The sequence below is a fragment of the Mesorhizobium sp. M7A.T.Ca.US.000.02.2.1 genome, from assembly GCF_003996995.1.
Taxonomy (GTDB): domain Bacteria; phylum Pseudomonadota; class Alphaproteobacteria; order Rhizobiales; family Rhizobiaceae; genus Mesorhizobium.
Window position 1 is genome coordinate 1 of the sequence record NZ_RZTT01000701.1, and the last position, 1,819, is coordinate 1,819.

General features: G+C 63.4%; 2 protein-coding genes and 1 pseudogene. 1 reads left to right on the forward strand and 2 read right to left on the reverse strand.

Annotated features, from left to right (window positions below; translation table 11 throughout):
• A pseudogene (locus EOD15_RS33735) lies at nucleotides 1-806 on the reverse strand (N-methylproline demethylase); the annotation flags it as partial.
• Nucleotides 807-907: 101 nt separating this feature from the next.
• On the opposite strand from EOD15_RS33735, the gene queF reads away from it, so the two are divergent.
• On the forward strand, nucleotides 908-1,369 hold the full coding sequence (queF, locus tag EOD15_RS33740; RefSeq protein WP_010915503.1) for a preQ(1) synthase: 462 nt from the start codon (nucleotides 908-910) through the stop codon (nucleotides 1,367-1,369).
• Nucleotides 1,370-1,378: 9 nt separating this feature from the next.
• Here queF and EOD15_RS33745 read toward each other — a convergent pair.
• On the reverse strand, nucleotides 1,379-1,819 hold a 441-nt coding region (locus EOD15_RS33745), incomplete at its 5' end, for a hypothetical protein (RefSeq protein ID WP_127409268.1).

Below are 1,819 nucleotides of genomic sequence, written 5' to 3' on the forward strand. Positions count from 1 at the left end.
ACCTTGGTCAGTGCCGCATCGCTCTCGATCGAGCCCCGAATGATGTTGAGGAAATCGACCTTGCCGGAGCCCGCCAGCCGCCTGGCGATTTCGATCCCCTCCGCCTTCGACAGGCCTTTTTCGAAATCCTCGTCGGCGACCATGCGGATGCCGACGACGAATTTGTCGCCAACGGCTGACCGCACGGCATCGAGCACCATATTGGTGAAGCGCAGGCGATTGTCCAGCGAGCCGCCGAATTCGTCGTCGCGATGATTGGTGGCGGGCGACCAGAAGCCGTCCATCAGATGGCCGTAGGATTCGAACTCGATGCCGTCGAGGCCGGCGGCCTCGCAGCGCTGGGCGGCTGAAGCATAGTCGGCGACGATGCGCTCCATGTCCCAGTCCTCGATCGTCTTCGGGAATGCGCGATGCGCCGGCTCACGCACCGGCGAGGCCGAGAGCACCGGCAGCCAGTCGGCCTTGTTCCAGCCAGTACGGCGGCCGAGATGGGTGATCTGGATCATCACCTTGCAGTCGTGCTCGTGGCAGGCGTCAGCGAGCTCGGCCAGCCATGGCACGATCCTGTCGTCATAGACATGCAGATTGCCGAAAGCGGCCGGGCTGTCGCGCGAGACGATCGCCGAGCCGGCGGTCATGGTCAGCGCCATGCCGCCCTTGGCCTTCTCGGCATGGTAGAGCCGGTATCGCTGTTTCGGCATGCCGTCCTCGGAATAGGCCGGCTCATGGCTGGTCGACATGACCCGGTTCTTCAGCGTCAGGTGTTTGAGCTGGTAGGGCTGGAGAAGCGGATCGTTGCTGGTCATCGTCTTCCTGCGGTTTCAAATTGTGCTAATGAGCGGCAAAATTCGTTTTCAAGCATGTCGTCCCGCACGCACTCCGGGCGCATGCGACAAGGATAGCGCCCATGATCGACACCAAAACCCTCACCCAGCTCGGCGCGCACGTCGAGACGCCACAAAGCCCCGAAGCAGCGGTCCTGGAGACCGTACCGTTTTCGCGCGGCGACGGCCCGCCGGCGATCGTGCGCTTTACCTGCCCGGAATTCACCTCGCTGTGCCCAGTCACCGGCCAGCCGGACTTCGCCCATATCGTCATCGACTATGCACCCGACGCGGCTCTGGTGGAATCGAAGTCGCTCAAGCTGTTCATGACCTCGTTTCGCAACCATGGCGCCTTCCATGAAGACTGCACCGTAATGATCGGCCGCCGCATCGTGGCGGCAACCAAGCCGCTGTGGTTGCGCATAGGCGGCTATTGGTATCCGCGCGGCGGCATTCCGATCGATGTGTTCTGGCAAACCGGCGCTCCGCCCGAAGGCGCCTGGCTGCCCGACACCGGGGTAGCGCCTTATCGCGGGCGGGGTTGAGCTCGCTCATCATTCGCACTGATACTGGCTGAGTGCCCATTCGCCGGTCACCGACAATAGGTCCGTGATCTTCCAGTCGCCGTCGACCCTCTTGAATTTCCATTCCAGCCGGTGCGGGTTGCCCGATATGACGAAGGCGACGATGACCTTGGCCTGGTCGCCGTTGATCGCCTCGAGCGTCTTCAGGCTCTTGTCGATCTCGGCCTTGTCGTAATCGGCATTGTCGAGCGCCATGTTGGGGTCGAGGCACTCGCCCTGCCCGGATTTGCGCAACGCGTCGCTCTTGTCGAGCACGGTTTTGGCCGGGTCGATGAAATCGCTTCGCTCGGCCGGATCGATCTCCAGTCCGACCTGATCGTAAAACGGCCGCACCACGGCGGTCGGCGAGCCCGGCTGGATCGGTGCGGCGGGCGCGGCTTCGGCTGGCGACCATCCCACCGGCGGCGTGGC

Bases quoted from the DNA above. Each gene is read 5' to 3' on its own strand.
- queF (WP_010915503.1), top strand. From the start codon at position 908: ATGATCGACACCAAAACCCTCACCCAGCTCGGCGCGCACGTCGAGACG.